General features: G+C 64.9%; 14 protein-coding genes. 2 read left to right on the plus strand and 12 right to left on the minus strand.

Going from position 1 to position 16,896, the window contains the following annotated elements; genetic code table 11:
- Window position 1: 1 nt before the first annotated feature.
- The 5 genes from BLU88_RS03090 to BLU88_RS03105 form a co-directional block, all read right to left on the minus strand.
- The gene (locus BLU88_RS03090; RefSeq protein WP_157688940.1) at window positions 2-931 is read right to left on the minus strand and encodes an ABC transporter permease; all 930 of its coding nucleotides are present in this window, start codon (window positions 929-931) and stop codon (window positions 2-4) included.
- Between the two features lie 11 nt (window positions 932-942).
- Complete coding sequence (locus tag BLU88_RS03095) at window positions 943-1,413, minus strand: ABC transporter permease (RefSeq protein ID WP_157688941.1); 471 nt, start codon at window positions 1,411-1,413, stop codon at window positions 943-945.
- A complete protein-coding gene (locus BLU88_RS18065) occupies window positions 1,410-1,880 on the minus strand; it encodes an ABC transporter permease (protein WP_157688943.1) in 471 nt (156 codons plus the stop codon). The genes BLU88_RS03095 and BLU88_RS18065 overlap by 4 nt, the downstream gene beginning before the upstream one ends.
- A gap of 125 nt (window positions 1,881-2,005) precedes the next feature.
- Window positions 2,006-3,064: a proline racemase family protein gene (locus BLU88_RS03100; protein WP_331712457.1), complete on the minus strand. Its 1,059-nt coding sequence runs from the start codon at window positions 3,062-3,064 to the stop codon at window positions 2,006-2,008.
- Window positions 3,061-5,181, minus strand: a complete 2,121-nt coding sequence (locus BLU88_RS03105) for an oxidoreductase (RefSeq protein WP_092009903.1) — start codon at window positions 5,179-5,181, stop codon at window positions 3,061-3,063. The genes BLU88_RS03100 and BLU88_RS03105 overlap by 4 nt, the downstream gene beginning before the upstream one ends.
- Window positions 5,182-5,389: 208 nt before the next feature.
- On the opposite strand from BLU88_RS03105, the gene BLU88_RS03110 reads away from it, so the two are divergent.
- Window positions 5,390-6,103: a GntR family transcriptional regulator gene (locus BLU88_RS03110; RefSeq protein WP_092009905.1), complete on the plus strand. Its 714-nt coding sequence runs from the start codon at window positions 5,390-5,392 to the stop codon at window positions 6,101-6,103.
- Window positions 6,104-6,396: 293 nt separating this feature from the next.
- Here BLU88_RS03110 and BLU88_RS03115 read toward each other — a convergent pair whose 3' ends face one another.
- From BLU88_RS03115 to BLU88_RS03125, 3 genes are all read right to left on the minus strand, one after another.
- Window positions 6,397-7,935 carry an MFS transporter gene (locus BLU88_RS03115; RefSeq protein ID WP_092009907.1) on the minus strand — a complete coding sequence of 513 codons (1,539 nt, stop codon included), beginning with the start codon at window positions 7,933-7,935 and terminating at the stop codon, window positions 6,397-6,399.
- 233 nt (window positions 7,936-8,168) lie between these two features.
- Window positions 8,169-9,803: a hypothetical protein gene (locus tag BLU88_RS03120; protein ID WP_231939559.1), complete on the minus strand. Its 1,635-nt coding sequence runs from the start codon at window positions 9,801-9,803 to the stop codon at window positions 8,169-8,171.
- A gap of 259 nt (window positions 9,804-10,062) precedes the next feature.
- Complete coding sequence (locus tag BLU88_RS03125; RefSeq protein ID WP_231939560.1) at window positions 10,063-11,607, minus strand: aminotransferase class I/II-fold pyridoxal phosphate-dependent enzyme; 1,545 nt, start codon at window positions 11,605-11,607, stop codon at window positions 10,063-10,065.
- Window positions 11,608-11,698: 91 nt separating this feature from the next.
- Between BLU88_RS03125 and BLU88_RS03130 the strand changes: the two genes are divergently transcribed.
- On the plus strand, window positions 11,699-12,703 hold the full coding sequence (locus BLU88_RS03130) for a LysR family transcriptional regulator (RefSeq protein WP_092009911.1): 1,005 nt from the start codon (window positions 11,699-11,701) through the stop codon (window positions 12,701-12,703).
- Between the two features lie 35 nt (window positions 12,704-12,738).
- Here the strand turns inward: BLU88_RS03130 and BLU88_RS03135 are convergent, their stop codons facing one another.
- The 4 genes from BLU88_RS03135 to BLU88_RS03150 are packed head-to-tail and all read right to left on the minus strand — an operon-like array spanning window position 12,739 to window position 16,798.
- A complete protein-coding gene (locus tag BLU88_RS03135; RefSeq protein ID WP_092009913.1) occupies window positions 12,739-14,124 on the minus strand; it encodes a tripartite tricarboxylate transporter permease in 1,386 nt (461 codons plus the stop codon).
- Entirely contained in the window at window positions 14,121-14,543 is a 423-nt protein-coding gene (locus tag BLU88_RS03140; protein ID WP_231939561.1) for a hypothetical protein, read from the minus strand. The genes BLU88_RS03135 and BLU88_RS03140 overlap by 4 nt, the downstream gene beginning before the upstream one ends.
- 48 nt (window positions 14,544-14,591) lie before the next feature.
- Complete coding sequence (locus tag BLU88_RS03145) at window positions 14,592-15,527, minus strand: hydroxymethylglutaryl-CoA lyase (protein ID WP_092009917.1); 936 nt, start codon at window positions 15,525-15,527, stop codon at window positions 14,592-14,594.
- Window positions 15,524-16,798, minus strand: coding sequence for a hydroxymethylglutaryl-CoA reductase, degradative (locus BLU88_RS03150; protein WP_092009919.1), 1,275 nt, complete (start codon window positions 16,796-16,798; stop codon window positions 15,524-15,526). Before BLU88_RS03150 ends, BLU88_RS03145 begins: the two co-directional genes overlap by 4 nt.
- Window positions 16,799-16,896: the final 98 nt, after the last annotated feature.

Here is a 16,896-nt window from a genome sequence, read left to right on the forward strand (position 1 = left end):
GTCACCTCTTCGGCTTCAGCGTGTTCGTCAGTCCGTCGCCGATGAACGCCAGCGCAAAAGACACGATGACGACGGCGAATCCCGGCCACAGGATGAGGCCGTAGTTGCCTGTGCCCATGTACTGCTGGCCGTCATTCATCATCTGACCCCAGTCGGCGGTCGGCGGGACGATGCCCATGCCGAAGTAGCTGAGGGTGACGACGACGCCGATGTTGAGCACGATGTCACTCATCGCATAGATGACGCCCTGGCTGACGGTGTTCGGAATGATGTGGCGGGTGAGGATCCGGGGAGTGCTCAGCCCCGAGGCACGGCAGGCGGAGATGAATTCCTGCTCTCTGAGCACGAGCACCTCGCCGCGGACGATGCGGGCGTAGGCCACCCAGGATACGGCGCTGATGGCGACGAAGATGCTGCCCATTCCGTTGCCCATGACGAAGACGAGCACGATGACCAGGACGTAGAACGGGAAGGCCGAGACGATATCTGCCAGGCGCATGATGACGATGTCGACCCAGCGGCCGAAGTAGCCGGCCAGCGAACCGAGGATGGTGCCGAGGATGAAGGGCACGATGACGGCGACGACGGCGACGATGAGGTCGACGCGACCGCCGTGAAGGAAGCGGGAGAGGACATCTCGCCCGAGTTGATCGGTGCCCAATGGGTGCGCGACCGAAGACGGGGCGAAGGTGTTGAGCAGGTCCTGCCGATTGGGGTCGTCGGTGACGAAGAGCGGTCCGACGGCGAGCAGCAGCACCATCGCACCGAGAATGACCGCGCCGACCCACAGCTGCAGATTGTGCCGTCGCAGGAACGCCGGCAGGGGAAGCGTGAACCGCGCGGTCGGGGTCGCCCGGGACGCGGTGCCGCCGCGAGTCCGCGGCGGTTTCCCGCCCGGTCCATCGGGGCCGGCCGTCGCGGGGGAGGCCATCGGTTCGCTCATCATGCCCCCAGCCGTACGCGTGGATCGACGATGCTGTAGACGACATCGGTGAGCAGGTAGACGAGGACGACGAGGACACCGAAGATCACAGTCAGCGCCTGCACGACGTCGTAGTCGCGAGCGAGGACGGCTTCCATGAGGAGTGAGCCGACACCGGGGATCGCGAAGACGTTCTCGACGACGAGGGCACCGCCGACGAGGTGGCCGACCTGGATGCCGAGGATCGAAACGCCCGTGATTCCGGCGTTGCGGAAGGCATAGTCGATCACTGTTCGCTTCCTGCTCAGTCCCTTCGACAGGGCGAAGTTCGTGTACTCGGCCGACATCGAATCGTTCAGTGCGGCCGTGAGGCTGCGGATGAGCACGGGGCAGATCGTCAGTGCGACAGCGAGACCGGGCAGGACGAGGGAGTAGAGGTGCTCACCGAAATTGCTGCCGTAGCCGCCGACCGGGAAGATGCCCAGGTTCACCCGAGGACGAGGATGAGCAGGGTGCCGACGAAGAAAGCCGGCATGCCCTGGACGGTGGCGGCGAAGACCCTGGACACGATCGCCGAGGCGGCAGATCGTTTCGCCGCCACCCACAGTGACAGCGGGACGGAGATGACGACAGCGAACACCAGAGACACGAGCATGAGCAGCAGCGTCGCCGGCATCCGCAGCTTGAGCAGCTCGAGGACGGAGGTCTGGAAGATGAACGACTGCCCGAAGTCACCGGCGAGAAGGCCCGTAAGGAACTGGAGGTACTGGATGATCATCGGTTCGTCGAGGCCCCATGCTTGACGAAGCTGAGCGACGTTCTCCGGAGTGGCTTTATCGCCGAGGTATGCGGCTGCGGGATCGCCCGGTGCCAGCTTCATGAGGATGAAGGACAGCGTGGCGACACCGAGGACGATCGGAATCATCAGCAGCACACGCCGGAGGATGTACTTGCCCACACCCACCCCTTCGCAGTGTGACCTGGATTACACCTGTCATTCTATTCGCAACAAGTCTTGTCGTTGCGATGCGGGAATCGGCGTGTCTGCTGCGTCGACCGCTCTCATCCTGCGAGGGCAGTTCCTCACCGCAGCACGAACCCGGGCACGAGATCATCGAGCTCGTCGACCTCGAACGTCAAGGAGGCCACCCGGTGGGCGCTGCCGGTGACGACCGGGATGACGCCGTCGGCGGTCTCTTCGAGCACTCGCGCCCGGAATCGCGTGCCGACGATCGACTCATGGACGAGCGTCTGCCCCAGGCGAAGCTCACCGCTGGCATGGAGAGCGGCGACTCGAGCCGCCGTTCCCGACCCGCACGGAGAGCGGTCGACCTGACCGTCAGCGAAGACCGTGACATTGCGCTGATGCAGTTCGCCGCTGGGCAGCGTGCCGAACCGATCGACGAAGATCGTGCCGTACACCCCGGAGAGCCGATCATCCTCGGGGTGGACGGTGCCCGGGTGATCGGCAAGACCCGCCTTGATCTCCCTGCCTAAGGCGATGAGCGCGGTGAGGTTCTCAGGAGCGACTTCGCAACTCACCTCACCGAGGTGGCCCACCTCGGCGTCCTGGGAGGAACCGGCGGCTCCCAAATGAGCGACGTTGACGAGCGCGTAGATCGCCCCACCCCACGCGAGATCCACCGACACCGGACCCCGGCTCGTGTCCACCGTGATCCCAGAGCTGACGAGCCGGCTGGGCACGTTGACGAAGTCCACCGAGGCGGCCCGCCACCCGGCGTCCGTGTGCACTTGCGCGCGCACTCGACCCGAGGGTACGTCGATCGTGACCTCCGTGGTCCCGGACGGATCGACGGCGACGATTCCGGAGGACACTGCCCACGCGCCGAGCGCCATCGTCCCGTGGCCGCAGGCCGTGGAGAAGCCGTCCTTGTGCCAGAACAGGACCCCGAAGTCAGCCCCGTCGTCATCGGGTTCGGTGATGAAACCGCCGTACATGTCCGAATGACCGCGCGGCTCGAAGCACAGCAGCCTGCGCAGATCATCGGCCGCCGAACCGGGCCCGGCCAGTTCCCGTCGTTCTGCCACACTGCTACCGGGGATCTCGACCGGCGGTTCGGCGACGATCCGGAACGGTTCGCCGGCGGTATGGAAGTCGACACTCGTGCAGATCGTGCTCACAGCCCCATTCCCACTCTCAGTCCTTCCAGCACCGCCGCATGCACATTGCGGGAGGCGACAGCGTCACCGATCCGATACAGCGTGAACGGGTGACCCGTCTCGGCGCCGGTGTCCGCTGGACTCGAATCGGATTTCGGCTGCGGCCGTCCGCGCACCCACGCCTCGAGATCCGTCGCTCCGTGGTTCGCCGACCGTGACTTGAGCTCGAAATAGACCTCATCATTGGGCGTCGTCCCGAAGTCGACGACTACCGCATCGGTGACGACTTCCGCTTCCCGATCCGAATAGTCGTTGCGCAGCATCGCCACGATCTCCTTCCCCTCGATCCGCGGCTTCCGGCTCAGACGTTCGCCGAGGCGGACCTCGACTCCGAATTCGGAGAATACCTGAAGATAGGCGGGGGAGTTCATCGACCCCACGTCGATGCCGATCGTGCGTTCGGGACTGACATAGGTGACCTGCTGGCCGGCCCTGGCAAGACGTTCGACGGCGTCGAGCGCCGGGTAGAACCCGTGATCGTCGAAGACGAGCACCCGCTGCTTCGACTTGAGCCGATCGTCCATGACGTCCCAGACGTCGAAGCTAGGTCCCTGCTCTCGGAAAGGATATCCGGCATCGGGGACGCCTCCGGTGGCGACGATGACGACGTCGGGGTCGAGGGCGAGGATGTCGTCCGCCTCGGCGAAGGTGTTCAGCCGCAGGTCGACACCGTGCTTCCTGCATTGCTGGACGCGCCAGTCGATGATGCCGATGAGGTCGCGGCGGCGCTGCGAGCGGGCGGCGATGCGGACCTGCCCGCCGGGGGCGTCCTCGGCTTCGAGCAGGGTCACCCGGTGTCCGCGCACGGCCGCGACACGGGCGGCTTCGAGCCCGGCCGGACCGGCGCCGATGATGACGACATGCTTGGGTCCGGTCGTGACGTCGTGGGGAACCTCCTGCGGCAGATCGGCCTCCCGGCCGGTAGCGGGATTGTGGATGCAGGTGGCCGAACCGGAGGTGTAGATCGAGTCGAGGCACATGTTGGCGCCGACGCAGGGACGGATATCGTCCTCACGTCCTTCGGCCACCTTGCGCGCCAGGTGAGGGTCGGCCAGCTGCGCCCGGGTCATCCCGACCAGGTCGAGGCAGCCATCAGCGATCGCGAACCGGGCGGTCGCGGCGTCGGAGATGCGTGCGGCGTGGAGGACGGGGATGTCGATGGCCCCGCGGATGCGGCGGCAGGTCTCGAGCCAGGGCGCCGAGGGGGTGCCCATGCCGGGGATCGCCTCGGCGAGCTGACGGTCCGAGCTGATCATCCCGACATTGAGGTTGAGGAAGTCGATGCCGTGATCGGTGTAGGTCCGGAGGATCTCGGTGGCTCTGGCCTCGTCCATGCCGTCTTCACGTCGCTCGTCGACGGCCATGCGGATGCCGAGGACGAAATCGTCGGGTACGGCCGCGCGCACGGCGTCGATGATGCGCATCGGGAACTTGATGAGATTCTCCAGTTCGCCGGAGAATTCGTCATCGCGATCGTTGAGCCACGGGGCGAGGAAGGAGTCGAGCAGATGGCCGGCATGCATGACCTCGAGTCCGTCGAATCCGGCGGCGGCCACGCGTTCGGCGGCGGACGCGAAGTCCGCGACGATGCGATCCATATCGAAGTCCTCGAGCGCCTTCGTGAATGACCGGTGCGCGGCCTCCCGGGTCCGAGAGGCCGAGACCAGCGGCAGCCAGTCGCTGGCGAAGTTCGAGGATCGGTGGCCCAGATGGGTCGCCTGGATCATGATCGCCGCGCCCTCTTCGTGGCAGTCGTCAGCGATCGCGGACAGCCACGGAACTACTTCGTCGGTGGAGAGGTCGATATTGCCGAACGCGGCCGGCGAGTCCTTCGACACGATGGCCGAACCGCCGATCATCGTCAGTCCGACACCGCCGCGGGCCTTCTCCCGGTGATAGAGGCGGTAGCGGTCCTTCGGCATGCCGAGTTCGGTGTACGCGGGCTCGTGCGAGGTCGAGACGATGCGGTTGCGCAATGTGAGTCTGCCGAGTGAGAAGGGCTGGAGGAGCGGATCGGCGGACGCGTCAGCCGCAGATGTTGTCGGTGCTGGTGTGCCGATTGCGGGTTCGGCGGTCATGGGTTCCTCCTTCGTTGCAGGAACGGCATTGCGGGAACGACTCCGCTCGGGGAGTCGAAATGGGTAATCGATTACCGACTACCTGCTTCAATGGTGCGATCCCGCGGTTATGCTGTCAATAGCCGACCGGCAGACCGTCGCCGCAGAAAGGCGCCGGAGGCGGTGCGCGACTGCGGGCTGCCGGCCATGATTCGAACGGGGGTGTGAGATGGAGCGAGCGAGACCGCAGGCCGAATCGCTGCGCGAACAGGCGCTGGGCATCATCCGCGACGCCATCACCGCAGGTGAGCTCGCCGAGGACCGCATCTACTCGGCCGCGGGCCTGGCCAAGCAGCTGGGCATGTCACTCAGCCCCGTCCGTGAAGCGATGATGGCGCTCGTGACCGAAGGGACCGTCGAAGCCGTGCCCAATCGCGGGTTCCGTCTGGTCGCCATCACCGAGGCGGACCTCGAGGAGATCATTGCCATCCGCGTCCTCCTCGCCGTTCCGGCCGCCCGGCAGCTCGCCGCAGCGTCCGATGACGCTGTCGTCGGACGACTCCAGGAGGTCGGTGCGGACGCGGAGGGCGAGGCGACGACCAAGGCCGAGGCGATCGCAGCGCTGCGTGGGTTCGCCGAAGCGACCGTGAGTGCCGCCGAAGCCGGGGATGTGCCCGAGTTCTATACTCAGGACCGACGCTTCCACGAAGCGCTGCTCGAACACGGGCTGGGCCGGCGGGCCGCTGAGATCAGCCTGCGCCTGCGCGACCAGTCCCGTCTCTTCCGCAATGCCGATCGGTCCATCGCCGTCGACTCCGCTCGCGAGCTGCCCGTCCTCGTCGAGCTCATCGACGAAGGCAGGGCCGCCGAGGCCGCCGACCTCGTCACGTCGAACCTCTACTTCTTCAAGCGCGTCCCGGCTGCGGCCGAAGCCGAAGGCTGAGTCGTCACTGTCGAGCCTTGCACCTTTCGACAGGCGCGCTGCGACTTGAACGAGGCGATTGCGGCTCCGTTGCATCGATGCGATCCGGCGAATCGGTACACATTCTTCTCAACTGCACAGGGAGGAACGTGGGTAGTTCAGAGAAAACAGTGCCGAAATAGCCTTGGCTGCCTGCCCGCGCCTACGAACTGCACCGAGAAACGACGAAACGACGCTGGGCCGTCCCGAAGCGGGACGGCCCAGCGTCTGCGAACGTCGATCAGCGATCACTGCCGATCATGTACTGACCTCGATCAGGCAGGTGCCTTGTCGGGGTCGATGTCGACGATCGGCATCGCCTCGATATCCATGTCCGGGTTGTCGGCCTGGGTGCGAGCCAGTTCCTCGGCCTCCTCGTGGGTGTTCACTGTCGGGAACGAACCCGGCAGCGGCCGGTGCGCCGATTCCTTCATGAGCAGTACGGCGACGAGTGCGACGACCGAGAAGAACATGATGTAGAAAGCGGGCATGTACGAGTTGCCGGTGACATCGATGAGCGCCTGGGCGAACAGCGGCGTGGTGCCGCCGAACAGAGAGACGCCGAGGTTGAATGTCAGGCCCATTGCTCCATAGCGCGACGCGGTCGGGAACAGTGCCGGCAGGGTCGAGGCGAGGCAGGCGATGTAGAACCCGGCCGGCAGCGCGACCATGAACAGTGCCACCATCACTGCCCACATCTCACCGATCTGCATAACGGCGAAGGCGGGAACGATGAGGACGATCGTCATGATGGCTGCTGCCAGGAAGACGAACTTGCGGCCCATCTTGTCGGAGAGCTTGCCGATGAGCGGCAGGCACAGCGACATGATGACGAGGACCGGGATCGTGGCCACGGCCGCCTGGACATTCGAGACCTTGACGGTCTCTTCCAGGTAGGTGGGCATGAAGCTCGTCAGGGCGTAGCCGACCGTCTGGGAGCCTGCGACGACGGCGATGCCGATGAGGATCTCTTTCCAGAAGTGGCGGATGACGCCGATGAGGCCGTGGCGGGCGTACTTGTCGTCCTTGATCTTGACGTCGCGTCCGGCTTCCTCGCTCACCTCGAAGCTCGGCGTCTCCGGGATCTTCAGACGGAACCAGATGGCGACGGCGCCGAGCGGGATGGCGATGAGGAACGGGATCCTCCAGCCGCCGTCGAGCATGGCGTTCTCGCCGTTGATGGACGTGGTGATCACGGTCGTGAGAGCCACTGTTCCGGCACCGGCGGCGAAGCCAAGGTACGAGCCGACATCGAGCCACGAGGCCCAGTAGCCGCGGGACTTGTCAGGAGCGAACTCCGAGACGTAGGTGGTGGCACCGGCGTACTCACCGCCGGTGGAGAAGCCCTGGATCATCTTGAGCAGATAGAGGGGGACGATCACCCACAGGCCGACCTGGGCTGCGGTCGGCAGTATGCCGATGAGGGCGGTGGCGGTGGCCATGGTGGCCATCGTGAAGAACAGGACCTTCTGGCGGCCGATCTTGTCACCCAGCGGGCCGAGCACCATGCCGCCGAGCGGGCGGACGAGGAAGGACACGGCGAAGCCGAGGAGGGTCACGAGCAGACCCATCTGTCGGTCCATACCTTCGGTGAAGACGGAGGTCATCGTCACGGCCAGGTAGCCGTAGACACCGAAGTCGAACCATTCCATGAAGTTGCCGACTGTGGTGCCGCCGATGGCGGTGCGGATCGATTTGGTTTCGACGACGATGCAGTCATCGGCCTCGAACCGCTTCTGTTTCTTGATTGCACGCCGTTCCCTGCGGGTCGGCTTCTTGTCTTTCTGCGCGGGTCTGTCGTGGGCCTCTGACATCAGTGGTTCCTCGTTTCAGCTGCTGCTGGGCAAGTTGCAGGGCCGAGTCGCCGGAATGGTGCGAACTCTGCGCGGCAGTTGCTGTCGGATTTCGACAATGCAGATCATCCTTGCGTGGCACTCAACGAGTGTCAATAAAAATTGTGACACAGTTCACGATGAATGCGCCTGTGGGCAGTTGCCTTCGTTGGAATTCGTCCGCCGGTCCAGAAGATACGCAAAAGCGATCTTGTCTAATTCGCAATCTCTCTTGTCCAGAGGCCTTGTCGATTGGGGCCTTCGGGCTCGGGGCGAACGGATGTTGCGGATCCCCCAGTCGTGCTGGGGGATCCGGGCTCGGAGGGAGTGCCGGGGTCGTCGCTGGGTTCCGGCTCGGAGGGAGTGCCGGGGTCATCGGGGGTCTCGGGCTCGGAAGGAGTGCCGGGCTCGGTCGGCGTCCCGGGATCGTCGGTGGGCTCCGGCTGGGAAGGCGTGTCTGGCGACTCCGGCTCATCCGGAGCCGACGGCTCCTCCGGGGTCGTGGGGTCATCGGAGTCGGCAGGTTTCGATGGAGTGCCGGTCGGGGTCGAGCTGGAGGAGTCTGCTGGTGACTCGGCGGCCCGGTCTCCCTCCCGGGGCGACGTATCGCGGTCTTCATCGCGTCGACTCGGCGGATCGTCTCTGTGCGCCGGGTCAGTGGACGCGGAACTACCGGACCCGGTTGAGGCGCTTGTTTCGTCTCTTGCGTCGGTGGTGCTCGCTGAGTCAGGGGTGGAACCGGTGCCTGCGTCTGTGGTGCTGTTTGTGCGAGGGCCGGGTTCGGAAGCCCCGTGCGGCAGGATCGCGAACCCGAGAAGGGTGCAGAGCAGGCCGAGGCACGCCGCAATGAGAGGAATGAGCACCGGCTTCGGCAGAGTGAACTTCGCGTTCTCGTCGTGGTCGGTTGGGCCATCGGACTTGGCCGCAGGGTAGTTCGCCGAGTGCGCTGAGGCTGAGGGCGCTGCCGTCATCTGCAGAGTTGCCGCTGCGGCCGTGGTAGTTTCATCGATTGTTTCTGTCGAAGGCTCGCCGGTTGCCTTCGGAGCTTCGGAGGCGGCGGTGACAGCCGAGGGCTCTGAGGCGTCGGCGCCGGACTCACCGGAGTATGCGGCATCGGGCGGTTCGGTTGCGGCGGGGAGCTCATCGGTGTCGACCGAACCTGCGGCTGCCGCCTCGGTGTCGTGATCCGACTGGGGCGCCGCGACGAAAGTGTCGGAGAGGCGTTCGATGAGTATCGGCGAAGTGAGTAGGGCAGGAACTAGCTCGGCACGGTCAGCGATCGAACGCGGCCCGTCAGCGGGACGAGTCTGCGCCCACGTGTTCTCTAGCTCCTCGTGGGCCCGAGCAGTGAGTCGCTCCGCCGTGGCTGAGGTGATGCCGAGCAATTCGGCGGCGGACTGTGCCGACTGGCCCTCGACTTCTCTCAGCCAGAGTATCCGCTGCCAATTGTCGGGCAACGACGAAAACGAGGAGGCGATGAGGGCCGAGGAGGAGAGGTCCTCCGGCTCTGCTTCGGCGAACTCGGGCGATGAAGCAGCGGAGCCTCTGTCGGGTCCCCGGCTGATCTCGTCACAGATGAGGGCAACAATGCTCGAGGTCCTGTCGGCGCTGCCGTTAAGCAGCGATTTCAGGATCGCAAGGAAGGCGGCGTCGGCCCGGGCGCGAGGGTTCGGCGTATCTGCGGCGGTCAAAGCCGCAAAAGTCGCAGCTGAGGCGATGTGGCGACGGTAGAACTCTGAGAAGGCTCCGGTGGTCCCAGCGTCGATGAGGGAGAAGAGCTCCTCTTCCGTGAAATCAGCGAGAGAGTCTCCAGGGAGATGTTCGTTCTTGTCCATCGTGTCCTGTGTCACTGGGAGTCGATCGGCTGCCCGCATTGCGTCGGTTCGACAGAGAGGGGGAAGATCGCTCGAATGCAGGTCGGACGGGCTTGAACACGTCCACACCGAGGACCGTAGCGTAATGATCGGAATTTCGCATTCGGAATCACCAGATGAGTCAGGAAGGGGTCATGATGCAGTCATCAATCCAATCGCTGCGAGGTCATGGGGAGTCACCGATGGAAGCGACGCAGAGCCGCTGACAGCATGCACAGAGTGCCGAGGCGAGCCCTCAGTTCCTGACGACGCGATAGGTCTCGAGGCCGGAATCGACGGCGCCGCGGACGTGACCGGAAGGACTCGCCGCCACGGTCTGGAGGAATTCGACGGTCTCGGCGGTGATCTCCTCGCCGGGCAGGACATTCGGAATGCCGGGAGGATAGGCGGCCAGTGAACTGACGCTCACCCGACCAACCGCTTCCGCGGCGGGGACGAGTTCGGAGTCGGCGAAATACGCCTCACGCGGGGTCATCGCCAAACGGCCGGCTGTGGGCAGCGGCGGGAGAGCGTCTGCCGGGCTCGTCGCCGTGGCGGAGTCCGCGGTCTCTAGGCGCAGGGTCTCCAGGGCGTCGATGAGGCGGCCGATGTCCGGGGATTTTCCGATGCCGATGAGTGCGACGAGGGTGGTTGCCGTCGACATCTCGGGGAAGATGTCGAAGTCCTCGGCCAGGCGTTTTCGCACCGTGTGCCCGTCGAGTCCGGTGGCGGTGATGTCGATGGGCAGGCGGAAGGGGTCGATGTCGACGACGTCGGCATGGCCGAGGAACTCGCCGGACAGCAGGTGATAGCGGTCGGTGGCCTCGATCTGCGCACGGATGTGGCGGATGTTCTCCAGTGACTCTGCGATCGCCTCGGTCGAGGTCATGAGTTCGCGGCGGGCCAGGTCGATCGAGGCCATGAGGTGTGCGTTCTCGCTCGTCGAGGCGGTCATCATGAAAGCCCTGGCCAGCGCCGGTTCGAGGCGATCGGCGAATTCGGTGTCGCCGAGGTGGAGGAGCGCGGACTGGGTGAGTGAGCCCGCGAGTTTGTGCGTGCTCATGATGACGATGTCCGCACCCTGGGTAACGGGGGAGGCCGGCAGGTCAGGGTGGAAACCGAAGTGGGCACCCCAGGCGGCGTCGACGATCAGTGCCGCACCTGCTTCGTGGGCCGCCTCGGCGAGGGATTCGACGTCGGCGACGGCGCCGAAGTAGCTCGGGGTCACGAGGTAGACGGCGGTCACGGGCTCGGGGTGGCTGCGGATGGCCTGGCGCAGGGCGTCGGGGGTGACGCCGTGGGCGATGCCGTTGACTTCGTCGACGTTGGGGTAGACGAAGCCGGGGTTGAGTCCGGCCAGCACGATGCCGTCGATGAAGCTCGAATGCGCGCTGCGCTGGGCGACGACTCCGGTGCCGAGGGTGCCGATCGCCAGGGCGGCCATGCGGTTGCCCTGCGAGGAGCCGTTGGTGAGGAACCAGGTGCGGCGGGCGCCCCAGGCCTCGGCAGCCAATTGCAGGGATTCGTCCTTCGGGGTGTCGACGCCGAGGTCGATGCCGTCGAAGAGCGGAGGGATGTCCAGGGAGAGGGTGTGCTCGCCGAAGAATTCGGCTTGACCTGCGGAGATGCCCTCGGTCGTGCCTCCGTGTCCGGGTGTGGACAGGAACAGCGAATTGCGGTCGGCCGCGTGCGCCAGAGCTTCGGCATAGGGCGCGCGTGACTGTGTGAGGGCACGATACCTCGGCGACTCCGATGATGAGTGCGGGGCCGGGGGCATGGGGGAGTCCTGGTGCACGGTCATGTGTCCAGATTAAGGAGGAGAGCAGGTACGAGAGAATAGCAACTTTCCTCCATTGCTCTATAGTCAGTATTGAACTCAATGAGGGAGATCAATGGAACCTCTGGATACCCGCGGCCTCACCGCTCTGCGCGCCGTGGCCGACACCGGATCCGTCGCCGCGGCAGCCGACGCGCTGCAGTGGAGCCAGCCGACGGTCAATCACCATCTGCGCAACCTCGAACGCTCTCTGGGCGCCACTCTGCTCGATCGCACTCCGCGCGGATCGCAGCCGACGACCGTGGGCAGCCTCGTCGTGACCCGGGCCGTGGAGATCCTCGGACTGTGCCAGCGCCTCGGCGCCGAGGTGGCCCTCTGGCGGGAATCCCAAGCTGTGCCGGTGCGCATCGGGGCCGTCCCCACGGTCGGGGCGCGCGTCATTCCGAGCCTGCACGATCAGCTGCAGGCCCGCCCCAGGTGGCAGACCCGCGACGAGGCGGTCGCCGGGGACCGGACGGAGGTGCTCACCGCCGCCCTGGACGTGACGATGGACGAGCACGCGAAGCTCGTCTCCCGGCTCGAATCCGGGGACCTCGATCTCGCGCTGCTCGTGTCGACCGATCTCGACCGGACATGGATTCCGGCAACACTCAATGCCGCCCATCTGTATTCGGAGCGGCTCTTCCTGTGCGTGCCGAAGTCCATCGGTCCGATCAGCGTGGACGACCACGGGCGGCCGGATCTCACAGCGCTCGTCTCGCAGACCTGGGCGTTCAGCATCGACCCGGGTGACGCCATCGACGAGGTGGTTCGCTCCTTCTGCCTGTCCGCAGGATTCGAACCTCGCGTGGGGATGCGCATGGATGACTACGCAGCCATCAACCGGATGATCTCCGCCGGCCTGGCGGTGGCGATGATTCCCGAATCATCGCTGTCGACCGACACGGACATCACCGTCATCCCGATGCCGCTGAGCGACTGCCGCCGTGACGTTCTGCTCGTCTCCCGGTCCTCGCGACCGCAGGTGCGCGCCCGTCACGATCCGATCGTCGATGCGCACAATTCCGCCATCGCCGAGGTGGTCGCCGACGTCCGCACCGTCACCCGGCAGTGGCGGTGACGCCGCGGTTTCAGAGTAGCGGTCAAGAATGCGTCTCAGAGCGCGAGGATCGCGGGCACCGTGAGCACTGCGACGTAGTAGCCCATGAACTGGACGCCGGCGTGCATGCCGATGAACCGGTTGAACAGTCCGCCGACGAGTCCGACGGTGAGCGTCACCCCCAGGGCGAGCAGTCCGCCTTCATAGAGGCAGATGACGCAGATGAGGGCGGCGAAGCCGGCGATGATCGCTTCGTGGGAGACCGACTTCATCACCCAGGTCGCAGCACGATGGGCGTTCGTCATCACGAAGGGGTAGGCGATGGCGACCGCGATGACGGCGGCGATGACGGCGAAGAGAGCGAACTGACCGGTCGTGAGCAGGTCGTGGAGATTATTCGTCGTTCCCGTCTCAGCATCGAGGGTGTAGACGGGAGGAGCGTTGAACAGCGGTCCTGCGGGACCGGCCGCCATCGGTGACAGAGGCAGGCCGATCGCGATGAGCGGGATGAGAGTCTCGGCGATATAGGTCGACTCTGTGGTTCCGTTGCGGACAGTGATGACGGTGGTGAGTCGTTCGTACCCGTTCTTGACCCGGCTTCCGACGATCTCGCCCATGAGCACAGCCATGGCCACGGGGGAGAAGACGAAGGTCGCCGAGGTGATCGCCGCTGAACCGCTGGTGTATGCCAGTTGCTTTCCGGTCAGCACTGTGAAGGGGTTCGGCATCCTCGAACCCCCTGCGGGCCGGACGTCGGGAGCAAGATTGAATTCCTGCTTGCCCGACTGCTGCATCGAGCGGCGTCCGGCAGGAGAGAGCGCAGCGAACAGGTCGAAGATGAGCGGACCGGTGGCGATGCCGAGGAAGAACGAAGTGGTGAAGGTCGCTTCCTTCTGCTCCATGATGAAGGCCTGCAGGCCGACGATGAGCAGGACGAACGGGACGAGTCCCGCAACCGCAGCGATCTTGCCCTTCGAGGTGTAGGCGACGAGAACGGCCGCGGCGATGAAGATCCAGGGAGCGGCAGCACCGATCGCCTCGGCGAAAGGAGTGAGTACGAGGGCGAACACGATCGACAGCGGAATGGCAATGGCAACTGAGACGACTCCACCGGAGATCGCCTTCTGCAGTGCGATATGCGGGATTCCGAGAGACCTCAGCAGCTGCGCCTCACGCAGCATCGGCACCGCCGTGGTGTCACCGGGGATTCCGAGGAGAGTCGTCGGTACGGCGTGGGAGATGTGTTTGGCAATGATCGCGGCGAGGAAGAACGCGAGCACCCCGGCAGGAGGCACCCCGATGAGGATGACAAGCAGCGCCAAGGGTGCCACGATCGCCGTCTCGTCTGTTCCCGAGATCAGTCCGATTCCGGTGAAGAGCACCCCGGAGAGGAGCGCCATCCCGACGGCCCACAGTACTGGTTCGATGAGTTCCGCGGTCACTTGTGCCCGCCCTTCTCGCGGATGCGCGCCTCATGGTTGTCGACGAGGGCGTCGAAGAGACCGAGGGCTCGGACTTCTGCCTGAACTCCCGGACCGAGGTCGCGGGGGTCGCCGAGATCCCCGTATTCCTCGACGACCTCGTCGATGATCTCCTGCCGATTGCGGGTGTCGGCCGCCGAGGTGGTGATCACTCTCTTGGGTTTGAACAGAAGCCCGGAGACCACGGCGCCGACGATGCAGCCGACGATGCCGACGAGGAGCGCATAGGAGTGACCCAGCGCTTCATCGCCTCCGGTGGCGAAGAGATGATCGGCGATGAGGTAGGCCGGGACTGCTGTCCCGACGGCTATGGCGATTCCGCCGATGAGATGTCTGGGATCGACGGTGTCATTCCACACCTCGAGCAATTGCGGCATCATTGCCTGCCTTCTGTCGGCCGACGACTGTCGGGAACGTGAACGATGGAACTACCGGCTGAGGATGGCCGAGGACGTTGCGGATGGAAGCGCAATGCCGAGCTGCTCGCCCAGCCACTGGCTGATCGACGCCAAGGCGTCGATGTCGACGCCGGTGGAGATGCCCAGCCCCTGGAGCATCCAGAGAAGATCCTCAGTGGCGAGGTTTCCGGAAGCTGTGCGGGCGAAGGGGCAGCCACCGATCCCTCCTGCCGATGCGTCGAACTGACTGACACCTGCTTGAAGCGCGGAGTAGACATTCGCAAGCGCCTGGCCATAGGTGTTGTGGGTGTGCAGGGCGATCCGATAGATCGGAATCCCGGCGCCGACCAGGCTATCAAGAACAGCGGTCACATGACCGGGAGTCGCGGTTCCGATGGTATCGCCGAGCGAGATCGTCAGGCATCCTGCATCGACGAGGCTACGCGCAGCCGTGGCGACGCGATCGGGATCGACTGCGCCTTCCCAGGGGTCCCCGAAGACCATCGACAGATAACCGCGCACCCGCAGGCCCGCAGCGGTCGCTGCGCGTGCCACCTCGAGGCTGCGATCGGTGGTGTGCTGAACGGAACCGCCGAGGTTGGCCTGGGCGAACGATTCGGTGACGCTGATGAAGACCGAGGCGTCTTTCGTTCCCGCTGCAACGGCATCATCGAGACCCCTTCGATTCGGGACGAGGACGGGGAACGCGATTTCGGAGTCCAGGTCGAGCCCGGCGAGCACCGATCGGGTGTCGGCCATCTGGGGAACGGTCCGCGGAGAGACGAAGCTTCCGGCTTCGATGGTCTTCAGGCCGGCATCGGAGAGCCGCCGAATCAGTTCGAGTCGCGTTGAGACAGGAAGAGTGCGTGCTTGCGACTGCAGACCGTCTCGAGCGCTGACTTCGCAGACGCTGACCTCGGTCGGCAGGTTCGACGACGTAAACTGCTGGGGAAGCTGTGCCGTCATCGCGACACACCGGAGCGGAGTTCGTCGAGGATTGACTGGACCCTGTCGAACCGGAAGGCCCTCTCTTCGATCAGTCGGTCCACGATGATCGCGGTCTCCTCGGCGTTCGCTCCGGCAGAGGCAGCGAGGTTCTTCGCATGAAGTGACATGTGTCCGCGCTGCACGCCCTCGGTGGCGAGCACTCGCAGTGCCGCGAGGTTCTGCGCCAAGCCGGCGGCGACGATCATCTCGGCGAGATCCTGTGCGCTCGCCACCTCGGCTATCTGCAGAGCTGCGCGCGCGGCTGGATGAACCTTTGTGGCCCCACCGACGAGCCCGACCGGCATCGGCATCTCAAGTGTGCCGACCAGGTCTCCGTCGGCATTCTTCTCGAAAGTCGACAGCGAAGTGTAACGGCCGTCTACGACCGCATGGGAGTGGGCGCCGGCCTCGACCGCACGCGTATCGTTACCCGTTGCGAGAACGACCGCAGAGATGCCGTTCATGATGCCCTTGTTGTGTGTGGCGGCCCGGTAGGGGTCGGCAGCGGCGAGTTCGTAGGCGTGGAGGATGTTATCGATGACCTCTTCACCGCCGAGCAGATCTTTGTCGAAAGTTGCACGGGCGCGTGACAGCCGACGGTCGGCCTTGTTGGTGAGGATGCGCAGGAGTGCGTCGCCTCCGGCGATGGCTGCCACGGTTCCGGAGACTGCCTCAGCCATCGTGTTGACCGCGTTCGCCCCCATTGCGTCTCGGACATCGACGAGGAGGTGGACGAGAACATACGTCGACGTCCGCGCCTCGACGAGGCGGACCTCAAGGCCCTTGACTCCGCCGCCGACCTCGACGAGCTTGGGGTCCTGCGCATTGGCCAGGTCGATGATCTCTGCTTGTCGTTCGAGAACACGTGTGCGCGCGGCCTGCGGATCTGCCACATTGATGAGCTGGATCTGTGCCTGCATGACGGGCTCGGTCGAGCTTGTGAAGAAGCCGCCTTTCGGGCGTGCCATACGCGCCGCGTTGCTGGCGGCAGCGATGACCGACGCCTCTTCAGTTGCCATGGGCACGAGCGCGTCGGAGCCGTTGATCGTGAAGTTGGTGGCTACCCCGAGCGGAAGCGAGAATACGCCGAAGATGTTCTCGCTGAGGTCAGCGGCGTCCTCGGGAGTGAAGGAATTCGAATCAAGCTGTTCGAACAGCTCAGTGCCTAGCCCGGTTGTGTCTGCGACGGCATTTCTGCGTTCGGCCACCGACATATTTCGGAAGTCGGCAATTCGGCTGTTCTCTGCCATCGTGTATCTCCAGTCAGGTCGTCATTGGCTGTTGGTCGGAGTTCCTCCGCGAAGATCAGTCAAACATTGCGACGCTCAATCTTCCATGGCTCTTTCGG

The sequence above is a fragment of the Brevibacterium siliguriense genome (assembly GCF_900105315.1).
Lineage (GTDB): Bacteria > Actinomycetota > Actinomycetes > Actinomycetales > Brevibacteriaceae > Brevibacterium > Brevibacterium siliguriense.